General features: G+C 73.1%; 24 protein-coding genes. 22 read left to right on the top strand and 2 right to left on the bottom strand.

All coding sequences use genetic code 11. The annotated features are described in order from the left end of the window. Positions 1–59 precede the first annotated feature (59 nt). From IH48_RS0121840 to nusB, 4 genes are all read left to right on the top strand, one after another. The gene (locus IH48_RS0121840) at positions 60–857 is read left to right on the top strand and encodes an AAA family ATPase (protein WP_030907190.1); all 798 of its coding nucleotides are present in this window, start codon (positions 60–62) and stop codon (positions 855–857) included. 89 nt (positions 858–946) lie between these two features. Further along, positions 947–2,044, top strand: a complete 1,098-nt coding sequence (locus tag IH48_RS0121835; RefSeq protein WP_030907189.1) for a M24 family metallopeptidase — start codon at positions 947–949, stop codon at positions 2,042–2,044. A gap of 73 nt (positions 2,045–2,117) precedes the next feature. Then, complete coding sequence (efp, locus tag IH48_RS0121830; protein ID WP_030907188.1) at positions 2,118–2,684, top strand: elongation factor P; 567 nt, start codon at positions 2,118–2,120, stop codon at positions 2,682–2,684. Between the two features lie 2 nt (positions 2,685–2,686). After that, on the top strand, positions 2,687–3,115 hold the full coding sequence (gene nusB / locus IH48_RS0121825) for a transcription antitermination factor NusB (RefSeq protein WP_030907187.1): 429 nt from the start codon (positions 2,687–2,689) through the stop codon (positions 3,113–3,115). A gap of 235 nt (positions 3,116–3,350) precedes the next feature. Here the strand turns inward: nusB and bldD are convergent, their stop codons facing one another. Then, positions 3,351–3,851 carry a transcriptional regulator BldD gene (bldD, locus tag IH48_RS0121820; RefSeq protein ID WP_030907185.1) on the bottom strand — a complete coding sequence of 167 codons (501 nt, stop codon included), beginning with the start codon at positions 3,849–3,851 and terminating at the stop codon, positions 3,351–3,353. Between the two features lie 206 nt (positions 3,852–4,057). Between bldD and pyrR the strand changes: the two genes are divergently transcribed. The 14 genes from pyrR (at position 4,058) to IH48_RS0121750 (ending at position 20,756) form a co-directional block, all read left to right on the top strand. Next, positions 4,058–4,678, top strand: a complete 621-nt coding sequence (gene pyrR, locus IH48_RS0121815; RefSeq protein ID WP_030907183.1) for a bifunctional pyr operon transcriptional regulator/uracil phosphoribosyltransferase PyrR — start codon at positions 4,058–4,060, stop codon at positions 4,676–4,678. Between the two features lie 109 nt (positions 4,679–4,787). Next, positions 4,788–5,798, top strand: a complete 1,011-nt coding sequence (locus tag IH48_RS0121810) for an aspartate carbamoyltransferase catalytic subunit (RefSeq protein ID WP_051840345.1) — start codon at positions 4,788–4,790, stop codon at positions 5,796–5,798. Beyond that, positions 5,795–7,087, top strand: a complete 1,293-nt coding sequence (locus tag IH48_RS0121805; protein ID WP_030907178.1) for a dihydroorotase — start codon at positions 5,795–5,797, stop codon at positions 7,085–7,087. The genes IH48_RS0121810 and IH48_RS0121805 overlap by 4 nt, the downstream gene beginning before the upstream one ends. Beyond that, on the top strand, positions 7,084–7,725 hold the full coding sequence (locus IH48_RS0121800; protein WP_051840343.1) for a hypothetical protein: 642 nt from the start codon (positions 7,084–7,086) through the stop codon (positions 7,723–7,725). Before IH48_RS0121805 ends, IH48_RS0121800 begins: the two co-directional genes overlap by 4 nt. Continuing rightward, positions 7,722–8,870, top strand: a complete 1,149-nt coding sequence (carA, locus tag IH48_RS0121795) for a glutamine-hydrolyzing carbamoyl-phosphate synthase small subunit (protein ID WP_030907173.1) — start codon at positions 7,722–7,724, stop codon at positions 8,868–8,870. Before IH48_RS0121800 ends, carA begins: the two co-directional genes overlap by 4 nt. After that, complete coding sequence (carB, locus tag IH48_RS0121790; RefSeq protein ID WP_030907171.1) at positions 8,863–12,174, top strand: carbamoyl-phosphate synthase large subunit; 3,312 nt, start codon at positions 8,863–8,865, stop codon at positions 12,172–12,174. Before carA ends, carB begins: the two co-directional genes overlap by 8 nt. An 8-nt stretch (positions 12,175–12,182) precedes the next feature. Continuing rightward, positions 12,183–13,292, top strand: coding sequence for a quinone-dependent dihydroorotate dehydrogenase (locus IH48_RS0121785; RefSeq protein WP_030907169.1), 1,110 nt, complete (start codon positions 12,183–12,185; stop codon positions 13,290–13,292). Continuing rightward, entirely contained in the window at positions 13,289–14,152 is an 864-nt protein-coding gene (gene pyrF, locus IH48_RS0121780) for an orotidine-5'-phosphate decarboxylase (RefSeq protein WP_030907167.1), read from the top strand. The genes IH48_RS0121785 and pyrF overlap by 4 nt, the downstream gene beginning before the upstream one ends. Before the next feature lie 220 nt (positions 14,153–14,372). Then, the gene (locus IH48_RS0121775) at positions 14,373–14,696 is read left to right on the top strand and encodes an integration host factor (RefSeq protein ID WP_030907165.1); all 324 of its coding nucleotides are present in this window, start codon (positions 14,373–14,375) and stop codon (positions 14,694–14,696) included. Between the two features lie 59 nt (positions 14,697–14,755). Next, on the top strand, positions 14,756–15,319 hold the full coding sequence (gene gmk, locus IH48_RS0121770) for a guanylate kinase (RefSeq protein WP_030907163.1): 564 nt from the start codon (positions 14,756–14,758) through the stop codon (positions 15,317–15,319). 26 nt (positions 15,320–15,345) lie between these two features. Further along, the gene (gene rpoZ, locus IH48_RS0121765) at positions 15,346–15,618 is read left to right on the top strand and encodes a DNA-directed RNA polymerase subunit omega (RefSeq protein WP_030907161.1); all 273 of its coding nucleotides are present in this window, start codon (positions 15,346–15,348) and stop codon (positions 15,616–15,618) included. A gap of 139 nt (positions 15,619–15,757) precedes the next feature. Continuing rightward, complete coding sequence (gene coaBC, locus IH48_RS0121760) at positions 15,758–16,966, top strand: bifunctional phosphopantothenoylcysteine decarboxylase/phosphopantothenate--cysteine ligase CoaBC (protein WP_030907157.1); 1,209 nt, start codon at positions 15,758–15,760, stop codon at positions 16,964–16,966. A 306-nt stretch (positions 16,967–17,272) separates the two neighbouring features. Further along, positions 17,273–18,496 (top strand): methionine adenosyltransferase, encoded by a 1,224-nt coding sequence (gene metK / locus IH48_RS0121755; RefSeq protein ID WP_030907154.1) that lies wholly within the window; start codon positions 17,273–17,275, stop codon positions 18,494–18,496. 94 nt (positions 18,497–18,590) lie between these two features. Continuing rightward, positions 18,591–20,756 carry a primosomal protein N' gene (locus IH48_RS0121750; RefSeq protein WP_051840341.1) on the top strand — a complete coding sequence of 722 codons (2,166 nt, stop codon included), beginning with the start codon at positions 18,591–18,593 and terminating at the stop codon, positions 20,754–20,756. Between the two features lie 23 nt (positions 20,757–20,779). Here IH48_RS0121750 and IH48_RS0121745 read toward each other — a convergent pair whose 3' ends face one another. Beyond that, positions 20,780–21,325 (bottom strand): hypothetical protein, encoded by a 546-nt coding sequence (locus IH48_RS0121745; RefSeq protein ID WP_030907149.1) that lies wholly within the window; start codon positions 21,323–21,325, stop codon positions 20,780–20,782. 309 nt (positions 21,326–21,634) lie between these two features. On the opposite strand from IH48_RS0121745, the gene fmt reads away from it, so the two are divergent. From fmt to IH48_RS0121725, 4 genes are all read left to right on the top strand, one after another. Then, positions 21,635–22,573 (top strand): methionyl-tRNA formyltransferase, encoded by a 939-nt coding sequence (gene fmt / locus IH48_RS0121740; RefSeq protein ID WP_030907147.1) that lies wholly within the window; start codon positions 21,635–21,637, stop codon positions 22,571–22,573. A 119-nt stretch (positions 22,574–22,692) separates the two neighbouring features. Beyond that, positions 22,693–24,144 carry an RsmB/NOP family class I SAM-dependent RNA methyltransferase gene (locus IH48_RS0121735; RefSeq protein ID WP_030907146.1) on the top strand — a complete coding sequence of 484 codons (1,452 nt, stop codon included), beginning with the start codon at positions 22,693–22,695 and terminating at the stop codon, positions 24,142–24,144. Positions 24,145–24,229: 85 nt separating this feature from the next. Further along, positions 24,230–24,913: a ribulose-phosphate 3-epimerase gene (gene rpe, locus IH48_RS0121730; protein ID WP_030907144.1), complete on the top strand. Its 684-nt coding sequence runs from the start codon at positions 24,230–24,232 to the stop codon at positions 24,911–24,913. 167 nt (positions 24,914–25,080) lie between these two features. Beyond that, positions 25,081–26,070 (top strand): sugar-binding domain-containing protein, encoded by a 990-nt coding sequence (locus IH48_RS0121725; RefSeq protein WP_030907142.1) that lies wholly within the window; start codon positions 25,081–25,083, stop codon positions 26,068–26,070. Positions 26,071–26,120: the final 50 nt, after the last annotated feature.

Genomic DNA, 26,120 nt, shown 5'->3' with positions numbered 1-26,120 from the left:
GCCGGGGGCCGTATTGTTCGGTGGGAACCCGCCGGTCGCACGAGACGGAGTGGCAGGAGATGCAGCACCCGATGGGCGCGTCCGAGGACGGCCGGCAGGTCCAGGACTGGGCCCCGCCCCCCGCTCCACCGGCTCCGCCCGCGCCGCCGGCCGGCGCCCCCGGGCTGCCGGGACCGCACGGCGCCCCGCCGGCCCGGCCCCCCGCCCCGGCGGGCGCGCTCCCCGACTCGACGGGCCATGTGGCCCTGCCGCCCGGCGGCCCCGTGCCGTTGCCGCTCGCGCCGGAGTCGGGCACGGGATCGGCCACGCTGGCCGTCCTGCTGATCGGTCCCGCCGGCGCCGGCAAGACCACCGTGGCCCGCTACTGGGCGGGCAGCCGCCGCGTGCCGACCGCCCACATCAGCCTCGACGACGTGCGCGAGTGGGTGCGCTCGGGCTTCGCCGACCCGCAGGCGGGCTGGAACGAGCACTCGGAGGCGCAGTACCGCCTGGCCCGCAGGACCTGCGGCTTCGCCGCCCGCAACTTCCTGGCCAACGGCATCTCGTGCGTCGTCGACGACGCCGTCTTCCCCGACCGCCCCGTCATCGGCCTCGGCGGCTGGAAGCGCCACGTGGGCCCCGGCCTGCTGCCCGTGGTGCTGCTGCCAGGACTCGAAGCCGTCCTGGAGCGCAACGCGAAGCGCGGCGGCAACCGCAGGCTCGCGGACGAGGAGGTCGCCGGGATCCACGGCAGGATGGCCGGCTGGTACGGCTCGGGCCTGCCGATCATCGACAACAGCACGTACGACGTGCCGACCACCGCGCGCGTACTCGACGACGTGCTCGCGCAGTCGATCGCGAGCCCGCCGGCCTGGTGACGGCGCCAGGCACGCCCGGCGCACGCGGCACGCCCACGGTCGGACGCGTCCGACCGGCCGGGCGGCGGCGGCTCTCCTAGGCTCGGACCATGTCAGAGGTGTACGCGTCCCGCCGCGCCCGGCTGCGCGACCACTACGGGGCCACGGGCGCCGCCGCCCTGGTCTGCGGCCCCGCCAACGTGCGCTACCTCGCGGGTGGCGCGCCCCCGGGCGCCGCGCTGCTGCTCGCGCCGGGCGAGGACGTGCTCTTCCACCCCCGCGCCCAGGCCGACGACGAGCAGTCCTGCCGGGTCGACGGCGGCCTGCGGACCGCCCTCTGCGAGGGGCCCGACGACCCGGCGGTGGCCGCCGCGCGGTTCCTGGCGCGCGCCGAGGGGCCGCTCGCGGTCGAGGAGGACCACCTGACGGTCGCCAGGCACCGCGCACTCGCCGCGGCCGCGCCGGGGCTGCGGCTGACCGACCTCGCGGGCGCCGTCGAACAGCTGCGCGTCGTCAAGGACGAGGAGGAGGTCTCCCGGCTGCGGATCGCCGCCGAGATCGCCGACCAGGCGCTGGGCGAACTGCTCGAGTCGATCCTCGTCGGCAGGACGGAGCGCCATCTCGCGCTCGAACTGGACCGCAGGCTCGTGGACCACGGCGCGGACGGCCCCGCCTTCCCGACGTCCGTGGCCACGGGCCCCCACTCGGGCCGGGCCGCGCACCGGCCGTCCGACCGCAGGGTCGAGGAGGGCGATTTCCTGACGGTGACGCTCGGCGCCGAGTACCGCGGCTACCGGTGCGGCATCGGCCGCACCTTCGTCATCGGCACGGCGCCCGCGGACTGGCAGATCGAGCTGTACGAGCTGGTCTTCGCCGCTCAGAGGGCCGGCCGGGAGAGCCTGCTGCCCGGCGTGGGGTGCCGGGAGGCCGACCACGCGGTGCGCCACCGGCTCGTCGCCGCGGGCCACGAGGAGGGCCTCGACCCGTGCACGGGGCACGGGGTCGGGCTCGAAATCGTGGAGGAGCCGCAGTTGGCACCCTCGGCCATGGGTAAACTGGACGCTTGTGTGCCGGTCACCGTCGGACCTGGGGTCCACCTCCCGGGCCGGGGCGGCGTCCGGATCGACGACACGCTCGTCGTCCGCCCCGAGGCGGACGGCGGACCCGAGCTACTCACCATCACGACCAAGGAGCTGCTCGCGCTCTAGGACCTCATCCGCGGTCCCCGGTGCGCGGCGCACCCACTGGTCCCACCAGCTTCAGTCCAGGAGATCCGCAAACGTGGCATCCACCAACGACCTCAAGAACGGTTTGGTGCTCAAGCTCGACGGAGACCAGCTCTGGTCCGTCGTCGAGTTCCAGCACGTGAAGCCCGGCAAGGGCCCCGCCTTCGTGCGCACCAAGCTCAAGAACGTGCTGTCAGGCAAGGTCGTCGACAAGACCTTCAACGCCGGCGTGAAGGTCGAGACGGCTGTCGTCGACCGCCGCGACATGCAGTTCTCGTACATGGACGGCGAGTACTTCGTCTTCATGGACATGGGCACGTACGACCAGATCCACGTCAGCAGGGACGTCGTCGGCGACGCCGCGAACTTCCTGCTCGAAGGGTTCGAGGGCACGGTCGCGATGTACGAGGGCAACCCGCTCTACGTGGAGCTGCCCGCCGCGGTCGAGCTGGTCATCGAGCACACCGACCCGGGCGTCCAGGGCGACCGCTCCACCGGCGGCACCAAGCCGGCGAAGCTGGAGACGGGCTACGAGATCGGTGTCCCGCTGTTCATCTCCACCGGCGAGAAGATCAAGGTCGACACGCGTTCCGGCGAGTACCTCGGCCGGGTGAACAGCTAACCGTGGCTGCCCGGAACAACGCCAGGAAACGCGCGTTCCAGATCCTTTTCGAGGCCGACCAGCGCGGCGAGTCCGTCACCACGGTGCTGGCCGACTGGATCAGGCACTCACGGAACGACGATCGGCAGCCCCCCGTGACGGAGTTCACGATGGAGCTCGTCGAGGGTTACGCCGAACAGGCGACCCGCATCGACGAGCTGATCTCGACGTACGCGGTCGGCTGGACGCTCGACCGCATGCCGGTCGTGGACCGCAACATCGTCCGCCTCGCCGCGTACGAACTGGTGTGGGTCGACGCGACGCCCGACGCGGTCGCCATCGACGAGGCCGTGCAGCTCGCCAAGGAGTTCTCGGGCGACGACTCGCCCGCCTTCGTGAACGGCCTCCTTGGCCGCTTCAAGGACCTCAAGCCGAGTCTGCGCCGCGCGTAGCGCCTGGGCCGCCCTGACGGCCCTTACGAGCCCCGGGGGCCCGTGGTGGAGGTGTTTTCCGCCACGGGCCCCCGCGCGTCGTGAGCGCGCGAGGGCGCCCGCCGCGCGAAGGCGTCAATCACCGTCCGCATATGCCGGGGGGCGGGCACCGCCGAAGCGGCGCCCGCCCCCCGGACGTGACGTTTCTGCTGATTCGTCCCCCTTGCGGGGAGTCCTCAGAAGCGCTCAGGAGCCGTCAGGCGTCCTCGTGCGCGACGGCGCGCCTGGCGTCGGCGCCCAGGACGCCCCAGTTGATCAGCTGCTCGGTGAGGACCGAGGGCGACTGGTCGTAGATCACGGCGAGCGTGCGCAGGTCGTCCTGGCGGATCGACAGCACCTTGCCGTTGTAGTCGCCGCGCTGGCTCTGGATCGTCGCCGCGTACCGCTGCAGCGGGCCCGCCTTCTCCGCGGGCACGTGCGCCAGGCGCTCCAGGTCCAGGACGAGCTTCGGCGGCGGCTCGGCGGCTCCGCCGGGGGTCGTGCCGGGAAGGAGCTCCTGCACCGGGACACCGTAGAAATCAGCGAGCTCGGCGAGGCGCTGCACGGTCACGGCACGGTCGCCGCGCTCGTACGAACCGACCACCACGGCCTTCCAACGACCCTGGGACTTCTCCTCCACGCCGTGGAGCGAGAGGCCCTGCTGGGTGCGGATGGCACGGAGTTTGGTCCCGAGCTGTTTTGCGTATTCGCTGGACATATAGCTCCCCGGACGAAGTCTGGTAACTCACTGTGAGGTTACGCAGCGTTACTTGGATGCGTCAAGCCGGATGGTCCGTACCGCACTCCCAAGAGGGTCTCCCGGGGGTCGCGCGTCCGCCACTGGTAGGATGCATGGCGCAATCAAGACGTCCTTTAACATCCGTCCCGTGAGGCGGAGAAGGAGGTCCGTTCCCCATGAGTCCCATGGATACAGACAGCACGGCGGAAACCGCCGGCACGGCAGGCCCCGCGGGCGCCGGCTCAACGCCGAGGCCCGTACTCGAAGCGCCCGACATCGCGCGGGTCCTCACCCGCATCGCCCACGAGATCGTGGAGCGCGCACGCGGCGCCGAGGACGTGACGATCCTCGGCATCCCGACCCGCGGCGTCTTTCTCGCCCGCAGGGTCGCGGCCAAGCTCGAAGAGATCACCGGCAGGCCCGTACCGGTCGGCTCGCTCGACATCACGATGTACCGCGACGACCTCAGGCTGAAGCCCGCGCGCGCCCTCGCACGCACCGAGATCCCCGCGGGCGGTGTCGACGGCGGGCTGGTCGTCCTCGTCGACGACGTCCTGTTCTCGGGCCGCACGATCCGCGCCGCGCTCGACGCGCTCGGCGACATCGGCCGCCCGCGCGCGGTGCAGCTCGCGGTCCTCGTCGACCGGGGGCACAGGGAACTGCCGATCCGCGCCGACTACGTCGGCAAGAACATCCCGACCTCCCTCAGGGAGACCGTCAAGGTCCAGCTCAGCGAGATGGACGGGCGCGACACCGTACTGCTCGGTGTCGAGGGGCCCGGTCCCGCGGAGCGCCGAGAGCGCTAGCGGCCGCCCCACCGCGCCGAAGGGCGCGGAACCCGGCCCGCCCGTCCTGTACGGCTGCGGGCGCGCGCCTCCGCGCGCCCGAGCACCAGACCCACCGGAGCACACCGAGATGCTGCGTCTCCCCGGGGCGAACCCCCGGACACCAGGCCACCTGATCTCCGCCGCCGACCTCACGCGTGACGACGCCGTCCTGATCCTCGACACGGCCGAGGAGATGGCGCGGGTCGCCGACCGGCCCGTCAAGAAGCTGCCGACCCTGCGCGGCCGCACCGTCGTCAACCTGTTCTTCGAGGACTCCACCCGCACCAGGACGTCCTTCGAGGTGGCCGCCAAACGGCTGTCCGCCGACGTCATCAACTTCTCCGCCAAGGGCTCCTCCGTCTCCAAGGGCGAGTCGCTCAAGGACACCGCGCTCACCCTGGAGGCGATGGGCGCCGACGCCGTCGTCATCCGGCACAGCGCCTCAGGCGCGCCCTACCGGCTCGCCACGTCCGGCTGGATCGACGGCGCCGTCGTCAACGCGGGCGACGGCACCCACGAGCACCCCACCCAGGCCCTGCTTGACGCCTTCACGCTGCGCCGCAGGCTCGTCGGCGCCGACGCCGGCCTCGGCAAGGACCTCGACGGCGTCCGCGTCACGATCGTCGGCGACGTCCTGCACAGCCGCGTCGCACGCTCCAACGTCCTGCTGCTGCACACGCTCGGCGCCCGCGTCACCGTCGTCGCCCCGCCCACCCTGGTGCCCGTCGGCGTCGGCGCGTGGCCCTGCACGGTCTCCTACGACCTCGACGAGGCGCTGCCCGAGACCGACGCCGTGATGATGCTGCGCGTGCAGCGTGAGCGCATGAACGCCGCCTTCTTCCCCACCGAGCGCGAGTACTCGCGCCGCTACGGCCTCGACACCGACCGGATGAACCGCATGCCGGACGGCGCGCTGGTGATGCACCCGGGCCCCATGAACCGCGGCATGGAGATCACCGCGGAGGTCGCGGACTCCCCGCGCGCCACCATCGTGGAACAGGTCGCCAACGGCGTGTCCATCCGGATGGCCGTCCTGTACCTGCTGCTCGGCGGCAACGAGCCCGCCGTGTCCCACCACCGCCCCGAGGAGAGCAAGTGAGCGACGACAAGATCCTTATCCGCGGTGCCCGGGTACTCGGCGGCGACCCGCGGGACGTCCTCGTGGAAGGCGAAACGATCAGCCGTCTCGGCACGGGCCTCGACGCGGACGGCGCGAGCGTCGTCGACGCGGACGGCCTGATCCTGCTGCCGGGCCTCGTGGACCTCCACACCCACCTGCGCGAGCCGGGCCGCGAGGACTCCGAGACCGTCCTCACCGGCACCAGGGCCGCCGCCAAGGGCGGCTTCACCGCCGTGCACGCCATGGCCAACACGTTCCCCGTCGCCGACACCGCCGGCGTCGTCGAGCAGGTCTGGCGCCTCGGCCAGGCCTCCGGCTACTGCGACGTGCGCCCCGTCGGCGCCGTCACCGTCGGGCTCGAGGGCAAGCAGCTCGCCGAACTCGGCGCGATGCACGACTCCGCCGCGCAGGTCCGCGTCTTCTCCGACGACGGCAAGTGCGTGGACGACGCCGTGATCATGCGGCGCGCGCTGGAGTACGTGAAGGCGTTCGACGGCGTCGTCGCCCAGCACGCCCAGGAGCCGCGGCTGACCGAGGGCGCCCAGATGAACGAGGGCGCCGTCTCCGCGCAGCTGGGGCTCGGCGGCTGGCCGGCCGTCGCGGAGGAGTCGATCATCGCCCGCGACGTGCTGCTCGCCGCGCACGTCGGCTCCCGCGTGCACATCTGCCACCTGTCCACCGCGGGCTCGGTCGAGCTCGTGCGCTGGGCGAAGTCCAAGGGCTGGCACGTGACCGCCGAGGTCACCCCGCACCACCTGCTGCTCACCGACGAGCTCGTGCGCTCCTACGACCCCGTCTACAAGGTCAACCCGCCGCTGCGCACGGACGCCGACGTGATGGCGCTGCGCGAGGCGCTGGCCGACGGCACCATCGACTGCGTCGCGACCGACCACGCACCCCACCCGCACGAGGACAAGGACTGCGAGTGGGCGGCCGCCGCCATGGGCATGCTCGGCCTGGAGACCGCGCTCTCCGTCGTGCAGGAGACCATGGTCGACACCGGCCTGATCGACTGGGCCGGCGTCGCCGACCGGATGTCGCTGCGCCCGGCGCGCATCGGCCGCCTCGACGGCCACGGCCGCCCGATCGCCGCGGGCGAGCCCGCGAACCTGGTCCTCGTCGATCCGGCATACCGTGGGACGGTGGACCCCGCGGGCTTCGTCTCCCGCAGCCGCAACAGCCCCTACGCGGGCCGCGAGCTGCCCGGGCGCGTCACCCACACCTTCCTGCGGGGCAAGGCCACGGTCACCGACGGGAATCTGGCATGACATCTGCACACCTCTCCACCCTCCTGCCCGCCGCCACGCTCGCCGAGGACAAGCACTCGGCGCCCGTGACGGACTGGGGCGGCCGCATCGGCTGGGTCATCGGGCTGCTGATCTTCATCGCGCTCGTGTACTGGCTCATGCGCCAGGGCTGGAAGTGGCGCGCCGGCCTCCAGTCGGACGTGCCGGAGCTGCTCCCGCTGCCGGAGGACCGCTCCACGGTCAGGATGACGATGAGCGGCCGCTACCACGGCTCCACCACCGCGGGGCAGTGGCTCGACCGCATCGTCGCCCACGGCCTCGGCGCCCGCAGCCGCGTCGAGCTCACCCTCACGGACGACGGCCTCGAGGTCGTGCGACCCGGCGCGGACGACTTCTTCGTGCCGGCGGGCCGACTGCGCGAGGCCCGGCTCGACAAGGGCATCGCGGGCAAGGTACTCGCCGAGGGCGGCCTCCTGATCGTCACGTGGGAGCACGGCGGCAAGCTGCTCGACTCCGGATTCCGCTCCGACCACTCGGCCGAACACGCCGCCTGGGTCGACGCCCTCACCTCACTGATCGCGGCCCAGCCGGCCGCGGACCGGGCCGCCCGGCCCGGCACAACCGCCAAGACCGTCACAACGGAAGGCCCCGCACGATGACCCCCTCGTCCACCCGGGGAACCGCACGCAGGCAGGCGTCCCCCGCCGTACTCGTCCTGGAGGACGGCCGCAGCTTCCGCGGCCGCGCCTACGGGGCCGTGGGGGAGACCTTCGGCGAGGCCGTGTTCTCCACCGGCATGTCCGGCTACCAGGAAACCCTGACCGACCCCTCGTACCACCGCCAGGTCGTCGTCATGACGGCCCCGCACGTCGGCAACACCGGCGTCAACGACGAGGACCGCGAGTCGCGCAGGATCTGGGTCTCCGGCTACGTCGTGCGCGACCCCGCGCGCACCCCGTCCAGCTGGCGCTCGCGCCGCACCCTCGACGACGAGCTGACCGAGCAGGGCGTCGTCGGCATCAGCGGCATCGACACCCGCGCCCTCACGCGCCACCTGCGCGAGCGCGGCGCCATGCGCGTGGGCATCTTCTCGGGCGACGCCCTCGCCGACGAGGCCACGCTCCTCGGGCGCGTGCGGCAGGCACCCGAGATGACCGGCGCCGAACTGTCCGGCGAGGTCACCACGGCAGAGCCCTACATCGTGCCCGCGATCGGCGAGAAGCGCTTCACCGTCGCCGCCATCGACCTCGGCATCAAGGGCATGACACCGCACCGCATGGCCGAGCGCGGCATCGAGGTGCACGTCCTGCCGGCCACCGCCACCCTCGACGAGGTGTACGCGGTCGACCCCGACGGCGTCTTCCTCGCCAACGGTCCCGGCGACCCCGCGACGGCCGACCTGACCGTCGTGAAGGGCGTCCTGGAGCGCTCCACGCCGCTGTTCGGGATCTGCTTCGGCAACCAGCTGCTCGGCCGCGCCCTCGGCTTCGGCACGTACAAGCTCAAGTACGGCCACCGCGGCATCAACCAGCCGGTCCAGGACCGCACCACGGGCAAGGTCGAGGTGACCGCCCACAACCACGGCTTCGCCGTCGACGCGCCGCTCGACCACGCCTCCGAGACGCCCTACGGCCCCGCCGAGGTCACCCACGTCTGCCTCAACGACGACGTGGTCGAGGGTCTGCGCCTGATCGACCGGCCCGTCTTCAGCGTCCAGTACCACCCCGAGGCGGCCGCGGGCCCGCACGACGCCGCGTACCTGTTCGACCGCTTCGCCCAGCTCATGGAGGACCAGCGTGCCTAAGCGCACCGATATCCAGTCCGTCCTGGTCATCGGATCGGGACCGATCGTCATCGGCCAGGCCGCTGAGTTCGACTACTCCGGCACCCAGGCCTGCCGCGTACTGAGGTCGGAGGGGTTCAGGGTCGTCCTGATCAACTCCAACCCCGCGACGATCATGACCGACCCGGAGATCGCCGACGCCACGTACGTCGAGCCGATCACCCCCGAGTTCGTCGAGAAGATCATCGTCAAGGAGCGCCCCGACGCGCTGCTCGCCACCCTCGGCGGCCAGACGGCGCTCAACACCGCGATCTCCCTGCACGAGGCGGGGACGCTGGAGAAGTACGGCGTCGAGCTGATCGGCGCCAACGTCGAGGCCATCAACAAGGGCGAGGACCGCGAGCGCTTCAAGGACGTCGTCGAGGAGGTGCGCCGCAAGATCGGCCACGGCGAGTCGGCGCGCTCCGTCATCTGCCACTCCATGGACGACGTGCTCGCAGGCGTCGACACGCTCGGCGGCTACCCCGTGGTCGTGCGGCCCTCCTTCACCATGGGCGGCGCGGGCTCGGGCTTCGCGCACACCGAGGAGGACCTGCGCCGCATCGCGGGCCAGGGCCTGATGCTCTCGCCGACCACCGAGGTGCTCCTGGAGGAGTCCATCCTCGGCTGGAAGGAGTACGAGCTCGAGCTGATGCGCGACCGCAACGACAACGTCGTGGTCGTCTGCTCCATCGAGAACTTCGACCCGATGGGCGTCCACACCGGCGACTCGATCACCGTCGCGCCCGCGATGACGCTGACCGACCGCGAGTACCAGGTCCTGCGGGACGTCGGCATCGCCGTCATCCGCGAGGTCGGCGTCGACACCGGCGGCTGCAACATCCAGTTCGCGGTCAACCCCGAGGACGGCCGGGTCATCGTCATCGAGATGAACCCGCGCGTCTCGCGCTCCTCCGCGCTCGCCTCCAAGGCCACCGGCTTCCCCATCGCGAAGATCGCCGCGCGGCTCGCCGTCGGCTACACGCTGGACGAGATCCCGAACGACATCACGGAGAAGACCCCGGCGTCCTTCGAGCCGACCCTCGACTACGTCGTCGTGAAGGTGCCGCGCTTCGCGTTCGAGAAGTTCCCCGCCGCCGACCCCGCGCTCACCACCACGATGAAGTCCGTGGGCGAGGCCATGGCCATCGGCCGCAACTTCACCGAGGCGCTGCAGAAGGCGATGCGCTCGCTGGAGCGGGCCGGCAGCCAGTTCGACCTCACCGGCGAGCCGGGCGACAAGGCCCTGCTCCTGGAGCGTGCCGGGGTGCCCACCGACGGCAGGATCAACACCGTCATGCGGGCCATCGTGGCCGGGGCCACCCCGCGGGAGGTCTTCGACGCGACGCGGATCGACCCCTGGTTCGTCGACCAGCTCTTCCTGATCAAGGAGCTCGCCGACGAGATCGCCGCCGCCGCGGAACTGACGCCCGAGCTCCTCGCCGACGTCAAGCGGCACGGTTTCTCCGACGCGCAGATCGCCGCCCTGCGCGGGCTGCGCGAGGACGTCGTGCGCGAGGTGCGGCACGCACTCGGCGTGCGCCCCGTCTACAAGACCGTCGACACCTGCGCGGCCGAGTTCGCCGCGAAGACCCCGTACTTCTACTCGTCCTACGACGAGGAGAGCGAGGTCGCGTCCCGCGAGAAGCCCGCGGTGATCATCCTCGGCTCGGGCCCGAACCGCATCGGACAGGGCATCGAGTTCGACTACTCCTGCGTCCACGCCTCCTTCGCGCTGCACGACGCCGGCTACGAGACCGTCATGGTCAACTGCAACCCGGAGACCGTCTCCACCGACTACGACACCTCCGACCGGCTCTACTTCGAGCCGCTCACCCTGGAGGACGTGCTGGAGATCGTCCATGCGGAGACCCTGGCGGGACCCGTCGCCGGCGTGGTCGTCCAGCTCGGCGGGCAGACCCCGCTCGGCCTCGCGCAGGCGCTCAAGGACAACGGCGTGCCCGTCGTCGGCACGTCGCCCGAGGCCATCCACCTCGCGGAGGACCGCGGCGCCTTCGGCCGCGTCCTCGACGAGGCGGGGCTGCCCGCGCCCAAGCACGGCACGGCGACGTCCTTCCCCGGCGCCAAGGCGATCGCGGACGAGATCGGCTACCCCGTCCTCGTCCGCCCGTCGTACGTGCTCGGCGGGCGCGGTATGGAGATCGTCTACGACGAGACGCGGCTCGCCGCGTACATCGAGGAGTCCACCGAGATCAGCCCCGACCGGCCCGTCCTGGTCGACCGCTTCCTCGACGACGCCATCGAGATCGACGTCGACGCCCTCTACGACGGCACGGAGCTGTACCTCGGCGGCGTGATGGAGCACATCGAGGAGGCCGGCATCCACTCGGGCGACTCCGCCTGCGCGCTGCCCCCGATCACGCTCGGCGGCTACGACATCAAGCGGCTGCGCGCCTCCACCGAGGCCATCGCGCGGGGCGTGGGCGTGCGCGGGCTGATCAACATCCAGTTCGCGCTGGCCGGGGACATCCTCTACGTGCTGGAGGCCAACCCGCGCGCGTCCCGCACCGTGCCCTTCACCTCGAAGGCGACGGCCGTGCCGCTCGCCAAGGCCGCCGCGCGCATCTCGCTCGGCGCGACCGTCGCGCAACTGCGCGCGGAGGGCATGCTGCCCGCGCGAGGCGACGGCGGTGACCTGCCGCTCGACGCGCCGATCTCCGTCAAGGAGGCCGTGATGCCCTGGTCGCGCTTCCGCGACATCCAGGGCCGCGGCGTCGACACCGTCCTCGGCCCGGAGATGCGCTCGACCGGCGAGGTCATGGGCATCGACTCGGTCTTCGGCACCGCGTACGCGAAGTCCCAGGCGGGCGCGTACGGGCCGCTGCCCACCAAGGGCCGCGCGTTCATCTCCGTCGCCAACCGGGACAAGCGCTCCATGATCTTCCCGGCGCGCGAACTGGTCGCCCACGGCTTCGAGCTGCTGGCCACCTCGGGCACCGCGGAGGTGCTCAAGCGCAACGGCATCAACGCCACCGTCGTGCGCAAGCAGTCCGAGGGCGAGGGCCCGAACGGCGAGAGGACCGTCGTCCAGCTGATCCACGACGGGGAGATCGACCTCATCGTCAACACCCCGTACGGCACCGGCGGCCGGCTCGACGGCTACGACATCCGCACGGCCGCCGTCGCACGTGCCGTGCCGTGCCTGACCACCGTGCAGGCGCTCGCCGCCGCGGTCCAGGGCATCGACGCCCTCAACCACGGCGACGTGGGCGTGTGCTCGCTGCAGGACCACGCGAGCCGCCTGACCGCCGCCAGGGAGGACTGATCCGCGGCATGTACGCGCTCTTCTTCCGGCTCTTCTTCCGGCGCATGGACGCCGAGCGTGCCCACCGCCTCGCGTTCGGGTGGATCCGCCTCGCGGCGCGGATCCCGGTCCTGCGCACATACGTGGCGGCCGCCCTCGCGCCCCGGTACACCGGGCTGCGCACGGAGGCGCTCGGGCTGCGGATGCACGGTCCCTTCGGGCTCGCCGCGGGGTTCGACAAGAACGCCGTCGCGATCGACGGGATGGCGATGCTGGGCTTCGACCACGTCGAGGTCGGCACGGTCACCGCGCGGCCCCAGCCGGGCAACCCGCCCAGGCGGCTGTTCCGGCTGGTGCCCGACCGTGCCCTGATCAACCGCATGGGGTTCAACAACGACGGCTCCGCCGCGGTCGCGGGCCGGCTCGGGGCGCGCCGCGAGGTCTTCCGCACCGTCGTCGGCGTCAACATCGGCAAGACGAAGGTGGTCCCGGAGGACGAGGCCGTCGGCGACTACGTCACCTCGGCCGAGCGGCTCGCACCGCACGCCGACTACCTGGTCGTCAACGTCAGCTCGCCCAACACGCCCGGCCTGCGCGACCTCCAGGCCGTGGACCGCCTCGGGCCGCTGCTGACCGCCGTGCGCGAGGCGGCGGACCGCGCGGTGCCGGGGCGGCGCGTCCCGCTGCTGGTCAAGATCGCGCCCGACCTCGCGGACGAGGACATCGACGCGGTCGCCGATCTGGCCGTGGAACTCGGCCTCGACGGCATCATCGCCACCAACACCACCATCGCGCGCGACGGCCTCGGACTGACGTCGCCGGCAGGCCTGACCCGTGAGACCGGCGGCCTGTCGGGCGCACCGCTGAAGCGGCGCTCCCTCGAGGTGCTCAGGCGCCTGTACGCGCGCGTCGGCGACCGCCTCACGCTCGTGGGCGTCGGGGGAGTGGAGGACGCCGAGGACGCCTGGGAGCGGATCCTCGCGGGCGCGACGCTCGTCCAGGGCTACAGCGCCTTCATCTACGAGGGCCCGTTCTGGGCGCGCGCCATCCACAAGGGCCTCGACGCGCGGCTGGCCGCGAGCCCGTACCGGACACTCGCCGACGCCGTCGGCGCCGACGTGAGGAAGGTGGCCGCATGAGCGGTGCGGAGCCCGAACCCTTCGGGGCGCGCCTGCGGCGTGCCATGGACACGCGCGGCCCGCTGTGCGTGGGCATCGACCCGCACGCCGCGCTGCTCGCCGCGTGGGGGCTGCCCGACGACGTGGGCGGGCTGGAGCGGTTCGCCCGCACGACGGTGGAGGCGCTGGCCGACCGTGTCGCCGTGCTCAAGCCGCAGTCGGCGTTCTTCGAGCGCTTCGGCTCGCGCGGCGTCGCCGTCCTGGAGCGGACCGTGGCCGACGCGCGCGCGGCCGGCGCGCTGGTCCTGATGGACGCGAAGCGCGGCGACATCGGCTCCACGATGGCCGCCTACGCGTCGGCGTACCTCGACAAGGGGTCGCCGCTGTTCTCGGACGCCGTGACGCTCTCGCCCTACCTGGGGTTCGGGTCGCTGCGTCCCGCGCTCGACGCGGCGGCGGCCTCGGGCGCCGGCGTCTTCGTGCTCGCGCTGACGTCGAATCCGGAGGGCGCGTCGGTGCAGCGCGCCACCACCGCGGACGGCAGGTCGCTCGCGCAGACGGTGCTCGACCACATCGCGGCGCGGAACGCGGGAGCCGTTCCGCTCGGCTCCGTGGGCGCGGTCGTCGGCGCGACCCTCGGGGACGTCGACGTGGACCTGCGTGTGAACGGTCCGCTGCTCGCCCCCGGCATCGGCGCGCAGGGCGCCACTCCGGCCGACCTCCCCGCGCTGTTCGGGGCCGCGGCAGGGAACGTGGTGCCCAGCGTGAGCCGCGGAATCCTGCGTTCCGGGCCTGGTGCGGCGGCGCTCAGGGGCGCCGCCGACCGCTTCCGTGACGAGGTGAGGGAGGCCGTGGGTCCCCGGAATGAGGAGTTCAGGTAGAGCTTTGAGCCAAAAAGAGGTGCAAAATGTCGGAAATGTACCGGTCGGGCGATGCTGACCAGGGAGTTTTCCCCTGTTCTCGCTGACTCCGGCGGTCCTGGCCGATAGTCTCCCCACCAGAGCCAACGGGCGGAGCCTTCGTCCGCGGCTCGCCTGGTGCGGGACGGCAGTCTCCGCACGGGTCCGTATCCGACAGTTCGACATCCGAGGTGACGTAGGCGTGGCTCTTCCGCCCCTTACCCCTGAACAGCGCAAAGCCGCGCTCGACAAGGCCGCCGCGGCTCGCAAGGAGCGGGCCGAGGTCAAGAATCGACTCAAGCACTCCGGCGCGTCCCTGCACGACGTCATCAAGCAGGGTCAGGAGAACGACGTCATCGGCAAGATGAAGGTCTCCGCCCTGCTCGAGTCGCTGCCCGGCGTCGGCAAGGTCCGCGCCAAGCAGATCATGGAGCGTCTCGGCATCTCCGAGAGCCGCCGCGTGCGCGGCCTCGGGTCCAACCAGATCGCTTCGCTCGAGCGCGAGTTCGGCTCGACCCCCGCCTGAGAAGTTGTTGAGAGCTTCCATGGTTCCCGGGCACTCCCGGGAACCTGGATAATCGCTGCATGGCAGCAGAGGTACGTCAGCGGCTGACCGTGCTCTCCGGACCCTCAGGGGTCGGCAAGAGCACGGTCGTCGCCCACATGCGCAAGGCTCATCCCGAGGTGTGGCTCTCGGTGTCGGCCACGACAAGGAAGCCACGCCCCGGCGAGCGCCACGGCGTCCAGTACTTCTTCGTCACGGACGACGAGTTCGACAAGCTCGTCGCCAACGGCGAACTGCTGGAGTGGGCACAGTTCGCGGGCAACCGCTACGGCACGCCCAGGGCCGCCGTCATGGACCGGCTCGACGCGGGCGCGCCCGTGCTGCTGGAGATCGACCTCCAGGGCGCGAGGCAGGTCAAGGAGTCCATGCCGGACTCCCGCCTCGTCTTCCTCGCGCCACCGGACTGGGACGAGCTGGTGCGCAGGCTCACCGGGCGCGGCACCGAGTCGCCCGACGTCATCGAGCGCAGGCTCGCGGCGGCGCGGGTGGAGCTGGCCGCCGAGCCGGAGTTCGACACCACCCTCGTCAACACCTCCGTCGAGGACGTCGCGCGCGAGCTGCTAGCCTTGCTGGCAGTGTCCTGAATCGTTCATTCTTCGGAAGGCCAAGAGTGTCCTCTTCCATGACCCCACCCGAGGGCATCATCAACCCGCCGATCGACGAGCTGCTTGAGGCCACGGACTCCAAGTACAGCCTGGTGATCTACGCGGCCAAGCGTGCGCGCCAGATCAACGCGTACTACTCGCAGCTCGGTGAGGGCCTGCTGGAGTACGTCGGCCCGCTCGTGGACACCCACGTGCACGAGAAGCCCCTCTCGATCGCCCTGCGCGAGATCAACGCGGGGCTGCTGACCTCCGAGGCCATCGAGGCCCCGGCCCAGTAATCGCCCGCATCGGTCATATGATCGACGCGTTGTCCACAGGCCCGGCAGACGTCTGCCGGGCCTGTGGTGTGTCATGGGAGCAGGCGGTGTGCGAGTGCGGCCGCCGCGGTCGGAGCCGGAGCGGGGAGCGGGAGACATGGTGGAGAAGCCGAGGGTCGTCCTTGGGGTGGCCGGCGGGATCGCCGCGTACAAGGCGTGCGAGCTGCTGCGCCGCCTCACGGAGTCGGGGCACGACGTGACGGTCGTGCCGACGGCGTCGGCGCTGCGGTTCGTGGGCGCCGACACCTGGTCCGCGCTCTCGGGCCACCCCGTCTCCACGGAGGTGTGGCAGGACGTGCACGAGGTCCCCCACGTGAGGATCGGCAAGGCGGCCGACCTCGTCGTCGTCGCGCCGGCCACGGCCGACCTGCTGGCGAGGGCGTCCCACGGCCTCGCCGACGACCTGCTGACGAACACCCTGCTCACGGCGCGCTGCCCCGTCGTGTTCGCGCCCGCCATGCACACGGAGATGTGGGAACACCCCGCCACCAGGGAGAACGTGGCGGCGCTCCGCCGCAGGGGCGCCGTGGTCGTCGAGCCCGCCGTGGGCAGGCTCACGGGCGTCGACACGGGCAAGGGCAGGCTGCCGGACCCGGGCGAGATCTTCGAGGTGTGCCGTGCGGCGCTGGCGCGCGGAGCCAAGGCCCCCGACCTCGCGGGCCGCCACGTGGTGGTCAGCGCCGGAGGCACGCGCGAGCCGCTCGACCCGGTGCGCTTCCTCGGCAACCGCTCCTCGGGCAGGCAGGGGTTCGCCCTGGCGAGGACGGCCGTGGCGCGCGGCGCCCGGGTGACCCTCATCGAGGCCAACACCGGCATGGCGGATCCGGCGGGCGCCGACGTCGTCCACGTCGGGACCGCGCTCGAACTGCGCGACGCGGCGCTCAAGGCGGCCGCCGATGCCGACGCGGTGGTGATGGCGGCCGCGGTCGCGGACTTCCGCCCTGCCGCCTACGCGCAGGGCAAGATCAAGAAGCGGGACGGCGTGGAGCCCGAGCCGCTGGCGCTGGTGCGCAACCCGGACGTCCTCGCGGCGCTCGCGGCCGAGCGCCCCTCGCCCGGTCAGGTGGTCGTCGGCTTCGCCGCGGAGACGGACGACGTGCTGGCCAACGGGCGCGCGAAGCTGCGGCGCAAGGGGTGTGACCTGCTGGTGGTCAACGAGGTCGGTACGCACAAGACGTTCGGCGCCGCGGAGAGCGAGGCGGTGGTCCTGGCCGCGGACGGCGGCGAGACACCGGTGCCGTACGGGCCGAAGGAGGCGCTCGCCGACACGGTCTGGGACCTGGTCGCGGAGCGGCTCGCCACGCCGTGACCGGCGCGGGGCGTCCGCAGAGTCCATATAGTGGTCCCGCGTCCCGCATTGTGGACGGCGCGCCGAAGCGTGAAAGGGGACACGGCCCGGCGCGGGAGGCGGGAAACCCCGTTCTCCCGGCCCCGCACCGCCCGTAAGACGGCACACACCGCGCTCACGGAGCGAGATGCCTGGACTCCTGGCGCGGGGTGCCGGATAAACTGACGGCGGAGCGTGGCCGGGCGCAGCCTCCAGCCGCGCTACCAGTAGTAAGTGATCAGCTGATCGGCTGATCAGTCAGCAGCCGCTGCAACCTCAGGGAGCGATGTGTCCCGCCGTCTGTTCACCTCGGAGTCCGTGACCGAGGGTCACCCCGACAAGATCGCTGACCAGATCAGCGACACCATCCTCGACGCGCTCCTCACCGAGGACCCGTCCTCTCGCGTCGCCGTGGAGACCTTGATCACCACGGGTCTCGTCCATGTCGCCGGCGAGGTGACCACCAAGGCGTACGCGCCGATCGCGCAGCTCGTGCGCAACAAGATCCTGGAGATCGGCTACGACTCCTCGAAGAAGGGCTTCGACGGCGCGTCCTGCGGCGTCTCCGTCTCCATCGGCGCCCAGTCCCCCGACATCGCGCAGGGCGTCGACGCCGCGTACGAGAACCGGGTCGAGGGCGCCACTGACGGCCGCGAGGTCGACGATCTGGACAAGCAGGGCGCGGGCGACCAGGGCCTGATGTTCGGCTACGCGTGCGACGAGACGCCCGAGCTGATGCCGCTGCCGATCTACCTGGCGCACCGGCTGTCCCGCCGGCTGTCCGAGGTCCGCAAGAACGGCACCATCCCCTACCTGCGCCCCGACGGCAAGACGCAGGTCACCATCGAGTACGACGGCGACAAGGCCCTCCGCCTCGACACCGTCGTGGTCTCCTCGCAGCACGCGTCCGACATCGACCTGGACTCGCTGCTCGCGCCCGACATCCGCGAGTTCGTCGTCGAGCACGTGCTCCAGCAGCTCGTCGAGGACGGCATCAAGCTGGACACCGACGGCTACCGCCTGCTGGTCAACCCGACGGGCCGGTTCGAGATCGGCGGGCCGATGGGCGACGCGGGCCTGACAGGCCGCAAGATCATCATCGACACGTACGGCGGCATGGCGCGCCACGGCGGCGGTGCCTTCTCCGGCAAGGACCCGTCGAAGGTCGACCGCTCCGCCGCGTACGCGATGCGCTGGGTCGCGAAGAACGTCGTCGCCGCGGGCCTCGCCTCGCGCTGCGAGGTGCAGGTCGCCTACGCGATCGGCAAGGCCGAGCCCGTGGGCCTCTTCGTGGAGACGTTCGGCACCGCGACCGTCGACCACGAGAAGATCGAGAAGGCCATCAGCCAGGTCTTCGACCTGCGCCCGGCCGCGATCATCCGCGACCTCGACCTGCTCCGCCCGATCTACGCGAAGACGGCGGCCTACGGCCACTTCGGCCGCGAGCTGCCCGAGTTCACCTGGGAGCACGCGGACCGCGTCGACGCGCTCCGCGAGGCGGCCGGGGTCTGACCGGCCCGCGCAGCAGCACCGTCGGGGCCCGGCCCCTCCGCCTCGGCGGGGGACCGGGCCCCGACGGCGTCGGCCGCCCGCGACCGGCCGCCCGATGTCGTACCCGTCTGGTAGGTATGGGGCTGTGAGCAGCGGTGACGAGCAGAGGCAGGGGGCCGAGGGGGAGCAGCTCGCGCTGATCAAGCAGACCGTGCGCGAGGCGAGGACGCCGCGCGCCAAGCCGCGCACCTGGCGCGGCGCCCCGCTCGCGGAGCGGCTGCCGGTCGCGCGGGTCGTCGTCAACAAGGGCGTGCTCCATCTCGACCAGTTCTTCGACTACGCGGTCCCGGCCGAGCTGGACGAGACGGCCCAGCCCGGCGTGCGGGTGCGGGTCAGGTTCGGGGCCGGGGCGCACTCCGTGCGCGGCGGGCGGCGCGAGGGCGGGCGGCTGATCGACGGGTTCGTGGTGGAGCGGCTCGCCACGTCCGACTACACGGGCCCGCTGGCCGCACTCGCCGGCGTCGTCTCCCCCGAGCCGGTGCTCAGCGCGGAACTGCTCACGCTCGCACGTGCCGTCGCCGACCGCTACGCCGGATCCCTCGCCGACGTGCTGCAACTCGCCGTGCCACCGCGCAGCGCGCGCGCCGAGAGCCGCCCGTCCCCCCAGCCGCTCGAGCCGCCGCCCGCCCCGGAGCCCGGCAGCTGGGAGAGGTATCCGACCGGGCCCGCCTTCCTCGACGCCCTCGCGACGGGCGGGGCGCCGCGCGCCGTGTGGACCGCCCTGCCCGGGCCGCTGTGGGCGCAGGAGATCGCACGCGCCGTCGCCGCGGCGCTGGCCTCCGGGCGCGGCGCACTCGTCGTCGTACCCGACGGCCGCGTCTCGGCCCGGGTCGACGCGGCGCTCACCGGCCTGCTGGGGGAGGGGCGGCACGCGCTGCTCACCGCCGAGGCCGGCCCCGAGAAGCGGTACCGCGAGTGGCTCGCGGTGCGGCGCGGCGCGGTGCGCGCCGTGGTCGGCACGCGTGCCGCGATGTTCGCGCCCGTGCGCGACCTCGGCCTCGTCGCCCTGTGGGACGACGGCGACTCCAGCCACAGCGAGCAGCACGCGCCCCAGCCCCACGCGCGCGACGTGCTGCTGCTGCGCGCCGCGCACGACGGGTGCGCGTTCCTGCTCGGCGGTACGAGCTGCACCGTCGAGGCCGCCCAGCTCGTGGCGTCGGGCTGGGCCCTGCCGCTCGCCGCGCCCCGCGAGACGGTGCGGGTGACGGCGCCCCTGGTACGCACCGTCGGCGACGCCGAACTGGCACGCGACGAGGCGGCGCGCGCCGCCAGGCTGCCCACACTCGCCTGGCAGGCCGTGCGCGAGGGCCTGGCGTCCGGGCCCGTGCTCGTGCAGGTGCCGCGCCGCGGGTACGCGCCGAGGCTCGCCTGCGAACGCTGCCGGGCGCCCGCACGGTGCCCGCACTGCGCCGGCCCCGTCGAGGCCGCGGAGGCGCACCACCTGCGCTGCGGCTGGTGCGGCCGCGGCGCTCCCGGCTGGCACTGCCCCGAGTGCGGCAGCCCCAGGCTGCGCGCCCAGGTCGTCGGGGCCCGCCGCACGGCCGAGGAGCTGGGCCGTGCCTTCCCGGCCGTCCCCGTGCGCACGTCGGGCCGCGACCACATCCTGGACGCCGTGCCCGGCAGACCCGCGCTCGTCGTCTCCACCCCGGGCGCCGAACCCGTCGCCGACGGCGGCTACGCGGCGGCGCTGCTCCTCGACGGCTGGGCGATGGTCTCCCGCCCCGACCTCAGGGCTTCCGAAGAGGCGCTGCGCCGCTGGATCCAGGCCGCCTCGCTGGTGCGGAGCCAGGGCGAGGGGGGCACGGTCGTGGTGGTCGCGGAGCCGACGCTGCGGCCCGTGCAGGCGCTGGTGCGCTGGGACCCCGTGGGGCACGCGCGGCGCGAGCTCGCCGAGCGGGCGGAGCTCGGGTTCCCTCCGGTGTCGCGGATGGCCGCGGTGTCAGGGCCTGGCGAGGCCGTCGCGGAGTTCGTCGCGAGCACCGAACTGCCGCCGGGCGCCGAGGTGCTCGGGCCCGTTCCGGTGGCGAGCGCGCCGCCCGGCGCGCCGCGCCGTGGCGGGCCGCCGCCCGGCCAGAGGTGGGAGCGCGTGCTGCTGCGGGTGCCGCAGGGCGGCGGCGCCGCACTCGCCGCCGCCCTGAAGGCGGCCCAGGCGAGCCGGCTGTCCCGCGGCGGCGGGGCGCCCTCGGTGCGGATCAGGATCGATCCGCCCGACATCGGCTGAGGCGCCGCGGTGCCGAGGCGGCGTCAGTTCCCGCGCGGGCTGGGGAACACGGACGGACGCGGCTCGCCCTGCGCCTCCCGCTGCTCGCGCGCCTCCACCGCGGGCTGCGGGGGCATGGACCGCGCGGCGGGCACGGACGGCAGCGCGCCCGTCGCGGGCAGCGCCCTGCGCGCCGCGGCGGGCGCCTGCTCCGCGCCCTCGGCCGAACCGGGGCGCGGCGTGGTGCGCCGCGCCCCGTAACGGCGGTGCACCGCCTGCTTGGTGACGCCGAGCGCCGAGCCCACGGCGTCCCAGGAGAAGCCGAGCGAGCGGTCGAAGTCCACCGCCGCCGTCACCAGCGTCTCGACGCTGTCCCTCAACTCCTGGGCGAGGCGGACGGTGGGTGCCGGGGCCCGCCCGTAGACGACGAACCCCGTGGAGGAGCCCGTCCGCCGGGGCCGGTAGACGTTGCCCAACTGGGCTGTGAGGGTGCGCAGTGCGTCCACCTGGCGGCGTACGCGCTCGATGTCCCGCACCAGCATGTGCAGGCTGGCACGGGCCTGGGCGTCGTGGGTTGCGTGGTCGGCCATGGACGAGCCTCTCGAACCGGCGTGGAAAAGGACGCGGGCCGTACCGGTGCGGCCCGCGGTGGTCAATCTCCCTTGACAACGCGGCACCTGGCGTGTGGTCACGCTGCGGGGGCGTACGGGCATATGCGCGGGGCGCGTGAGCCACCACGCGCCCCGGGGAGCCGCCGCCCCCGAGCCCTGCTCCTCGCGGCGCCCCGCACCGCACGAGGCGTGCGGCCGCGCCATAAGGTGGCAGGGTTCGCGGGCCGTGCCCGCCACGTTGAGGACCGCACCCGCTCCCACCACCTTCCGAGAGGCAGCACGCCACCGATGAAGCTCGTCTTCGCCGGCACCCCCGAGGTCGCCGTACCCGCCCTTGACGCCCTCATCGCCTCGGACCGGCACGAGGTCGCCGCCGTCGTGACACGCCCCGACGCGCCCTCGGGCCGCGGCCGCCGGCTCGTCGCGAGCCCGGTCGCCCAGCGTGCCGAGGAGGCGGGGATCGAGATCCTGCGGCCCGCGAAGCCGCGCGACGCGGACTTCCTCGCCCGCCTGCGCGAGATCGCCCCGGACTGCTGCCCCGTCGTGGCGTACGGGGCGCTGCTGCCGCGCGTCGCCCTCGACGTGCCCGCGCACGGCTGGGTGAACCTGCACTTCTCGCTGCTGCCCGCATGGCGCGGCGCGGCGCCCGTGCAGCACGCCGTGATGGCCGGCGACGAGGTGACGGGCGCCAGCACCTTCCAGATCGAGGAGGGCCTCGACTCCGGACCCGTCTACGGCGTGGTCACCGAGGCCGTACGCCCCACCGACACCAGCGGCGACCTGCTCACCCGGCTCGCGTTCGCCGGGTCGGGCCTGCTCGCCGCCACCATGGACGGCATCGAGGACGGCACGCTCAAGGCGGCGCCCCAGCCCGCCGAGGGTGTCTCACTCGCGCCGAAGCTCTCGGTCGAGGACGCCCAGGTGCACTGGGACGCGCCGGCGCTGCGCGTGGACCGCGTCGTCAGGGGCTGCACGCCCGCCCCCGGCGCATGGACGGTCTTCCGCGGCGAGCGGCTCAAGCTCGTCCACGTGGCTCCCGCGCCGGGCCACGACGACCTCGCGCCAGGCGCCCTCGCCGTGGGCAAGAACAACGTGTACGCGGGCACCGGCTCGACCCCCGTCGAGCTCCTGTGGGTGCAGCCGCAGGGCAAGAAGCCGATGCGCGCCGCCGACTGGGCGCGCGGCGTGCGGATCGCACCGGGGGAGCGCGTCGGGGACGCCGGCTGAACCGCTCGCCGCCCCGGCGTACGCTGAAAAACCCCGGGCATCGAAACGCGCGGGCATCGAAAACCCAGACATCGAAAACCCCAGACAGGGCACCGCACATCCATACCTCCGGAGCACCTTTGAACGACCAGGCACCCCGCGGCAACGACCAGGCACCCCGCGGGCGCCGGCGTCCGGCACGCCAGGGCAAGCCCTACCGCCGTCCCAAGAAGGACTCCGCGCGCATCGTCGCCTTCGAGGCCCTGCGCGCCGTGGACGAGCGCGACGCGTACGCCAACCTCGTGCTGCCGCCACTGCTCGGCAAGGCGCGCGAGCAGCCCGGCTTCGAGGCGCGCGACGCGGCCCTGGCCACCGAGCTCGTCTACGGCACCCTGCGCGGCCAGGGCACCTACGACGCCATCATCTCGGCCTGCGTCGACCGGCCGCTGCGCGAGGTCGACCCGCCCGTGCTCGACGTGCTGTCCCTCGGCGCGCACCAGCTGCTCTCCATGCGCATCCCCACCCACGCCGCCGTCTCGGCGAGCGTGGAGCTCGCGCGCGTCGTGCTCGGCGACGGGCGGGCCAAGTTCGTCAACGCCGTGCTGCGCAAGATCTCCACGGCCGACCTGGACGCCTGGCTCGAACGGGTCGCGCCGCCCTACGACGAGGACGCGGAGGACCATCTCGCCGTCGTCCACGCGCACCCCCGCTGGGTCGTCTCGGCGCTGTGGGACGCGCTCGGCGGCGGCCGGGCGGGCATCGAGGACCTGCTGGAAGCGGACAACGAGCGGCCCGAGGTGACGCTCGTTGCCAGGCCCGGACGTGCCACGACCGACGAGCTGCTGGCCGAGGGCGCCCTGCCGGGCCGCTGGTCGCCGTACGCGGTCAGGCTCGCGGAGGGCGGCGAGCCCGGCGCGCTCGACGCCGTGCGTGAGGCACGTGCGGGCGTCCAGGACGAGGGCAGCCAGCTGGTCGCCCTCGCCCTGGCGAACGCGTCCCTCGACGGGCGCGACGCACACTGGCTCGACGCCTGCGCGGGCCCCGGCGGCAAGGCGGGCCTGCTCGCCGCGCTCGCCGCCGGCCGCGGCGCCGCGCTGCTCGCGGCGGAGAAGCAGCCGCACCGCGCGCGCCTCGTCGCACGCACGCTCGCGGGCAACCCGGGCCCGGTCCAGGTCGTCACCGCGGACAGCACAAGGCCGCCGTGGCGCCAGGGCGCCTTCGACCGGGTGCTCGTCGACGCGCCGTGCTCGGGCCTCGGCGCGCTGCGCCGCCGCCCCGAGGCGCGCTGGCGGCGCCGCCCCGACGACATCAAGGGCTTCGCGCCGCTCCAGCGCGCGCTGCTGCGCGAGGCGCTCGGCTCGGTGCGACCCGGCGGCGTCGTCTGCTACGCGACCTGCTCGCCGCACCTCGCGGAGACGCGCGTGGTCGTCGACGACGTGCTGCGGGAAGGCCGTACCGGCGCCGAGTGGATCGACGCGCGCCCGCTGCTGCCCGGCGTGCCCGCGCTGGGCGAAGGACCGGACGTCCAGCTCTGGCCGCACCTGCACGGCACCGACGCCATGTACCTGGCCGTGCTGCGGCGCACGTCCTGATCGGCGCGGCCCGCTCCGAGGGCGTGCCCGTTCCGATGGGCGGACCGCGGCCTGGGCGGGTCCCCGTCCATGGGAGGCTTGTCACATGGCACAGATCAACCCCAGCATCCTGTCCGCCGACTTCTCACGCCTCGCCGAGGAGGCGAAGGCGGTCGAAGGCGCCGACTGGCTCCATGTCGACGTCATGGACAACCACTTCGTGCCCAACCTGACCCTGGGCGTACCGGTGGTGGAGGCGCTCGGCAAGGCCGCGGGGACCCCGCTCGACTGCCACCTCATGATCGAGGAGCCCGACCGCTGGGCGCCGCAGTACGTCGAGGCAGGGGCGGGCTCGGTGACCTTCCACGCCGAGGCCGCGGCGGCGCCCGTGCGCCTCGCGCGCGAGATCCGCGCCAAGGGAGCACGCGCGTCCATGGCGCTCAAGCCGGCGACGCCGGTCGAGCCGTACGAGGACCTGCTGCCCGAACTGGACATGCTGCTGATCATGACGGTGGAGCCGGGCTTCGGCGGCCAGGCGTTCCTGGACATCATGCTGCCGAAGATCCGCCGGGCGCGGCAGATGATCGCCAAGTACGGCCTCGAACTGTGGCTCCAGGTCGACGGCGGTGTCTCGGCCGACACCGTCGAGCGGTGCGCGGAGGCCGGGGCGGACGTCTTCGTCGCGGGCTCCGCGGTGTACGGGGCCGACGACCCGGCCGCCGCGGTGCGGATGCTGCGCCACCAGGCCGACGAGGCCACGGCCAAGGCATCCTGGGCGTGCGGCCACTGACGCACGCGGTACGGCCGTGCGGCAGGCGGGCCGCGGCCAAGTGAACAGCGCCCTTCGGGGCTGATCGTGGATCGCCGTATCTGACAGGATGAACGGCGGATCCAGAGGTGTGCGGAGTGAAGGAGAACGCGGTGCCTGGAACATCGGCGGGGCGGCCGGCCCTGCGTATGGGACCCGCGGAGCTGGTGCAGGCGGCCGCCATGGCGCGCCGCTTCTACCTGGAGGGCAAGTCCAAGATCCAGATCGCCGAGGAGTTCGGCGTCAGCCGCTTCAAGGTGGCGCGTGTCCTGGAGACCGCGCTCGAGCGCGATCTGGTACGCATCGAGATCCGCGTGCCTGCCGAGCTGGACGCCGAGCGCTCCGACGCGCTCCGCGCCCGCTACGGCCTTCGGCACGCGGTCGTGGTGGAGTCGCCGGCGGACGGCGCGGACGAGTCGCCCGACCCGGAGAACCTCGGCGAGGTGGCCGCCGACCTGCTGGGCGAGCTGGTCACGGAGGGCGACGTCCTCGGCCTCGCGTGGGGCAGGTCCACGATCCACATGGCGGCGGCGCTCGACCGCCTGCCGCCCTGCACGGTCGTCCAGCTCACGGGCGTGTACGACGCGGGCACCGCCGAGCGCGGGTCCGTGGAGGCCGTACGCCGGGCGGCACAGGTGTCCGGCGGCGAGGCGCACCCGATCTACGCGCCGATGCTGCTGCCCGACACGGCGACGGCGGCCGCGCTGCGGGGCCAGCCCGGTATCGCGCGCGCCTTCGAGTACTTCGACAAGGTGACCGTCGCCGCCGTGTCCATCGGCTCGTGGGAGCCGGGCATCTCGACGGTGTACGACATGCTCAGCGAGGAGGAGCGCTCGCACTACTCGTCGCTGGGCGCCGCCGCCGAGATGTCGGCGCACCTCTTCGACTCCGAGGGCCGCAGGGTCGGCCGCGACCTGGGCGAGCGCTGCATCACCGTCGAGACGGACCGGCTGCGCCGCATCCCCGAGGTGGTGGCGATCGCCGGCGGGAGGCGCAAGTCGGAGGCGATCGGCGCGGTACTGCGCTCCGGCCTCGTGACGAGCCTGGTCACGGACACCGTCGCGGCGGACTTCCTGCTGAAGGACTTCGCCCCGGCGCCGAAGCCGGCGCTCGAACGGGCCGACCCCGGCGGCGCCTGACCCCGCCACGGCAGGACGGGGCGCGCCGCTTGGAGGTTCCTCCGAACGCG

The organism is Streptomyces sp. NRRL F-5126 (assembly GCF_000721265.1).
In the GTDB taxonomy this organism is placed as follows: domain Bacteria; phylum Actinomycetota; class Actinomycetes; order Streptomycetales; family Streptomycetaceae; genus Streptomyces.
Note: the sequence above shows the minus strand (reverse complement) of the source record. Positions and strands in the feature narration are given on the sequence as shown.